This window comes from Lyngbya aestuarii BL J, from assembly GCF_000478195.2.
GTDB classification, from domain to species: domain Bacteria; phylum Cyanobacteriota; class Cyanobacteriia; order Cyanobacteriales; family Microcoleaceae; genus Capilliphycus; species Capilliphycus aestuarii.
The window spans coordinates 1-314 of record NZ_AUZM01000422.1; the positions used below are offsets into that span (position 1 = coordinate 1).

At 49.7% G+C, this 314-nt stretch carries 1 protein-coding gene; it reads left to right on the forward strand.

Translation table 11 applies throughout. The features are described 5' to 3' along the window. Nucleotides 1-314: molybdopterin-dependent oxidoreductase (locus M595_RS28775; protein WP_023070071.1), on the forward strand; the 314-nt coding region annotated here is incomplete at both ends.

Below are 314 nucleotides of genomic sequence, written 5' to 3' on the forward strand. Positions count from 1 at the left end.
AGTCATTCGTCACTATAAACCCGAATTAGTTGCCCGAAAATGTGGGATTCGTTTGGATGATTTGGAAAAAGCCGCCCGGTGGTGGGGAGAGTCAAATCGGGTGCTTTCGTTGTGGTCGATGGGGATGAATCAATCCTCAGAAGGAACGGCGAAAGTGAGAACGTTAATTAACCTGCATTTGATGACCGGAAACATCGGAAAACCGGGAGCGGGGCCGTTTTCTTTAACAGGTCAACCTAACGCAATGGGCGGACGGGAAGCGGGCGGACTGGCGCATATTTTACCCGGTTATCGAGTTGTTAAAAATCCCCAAC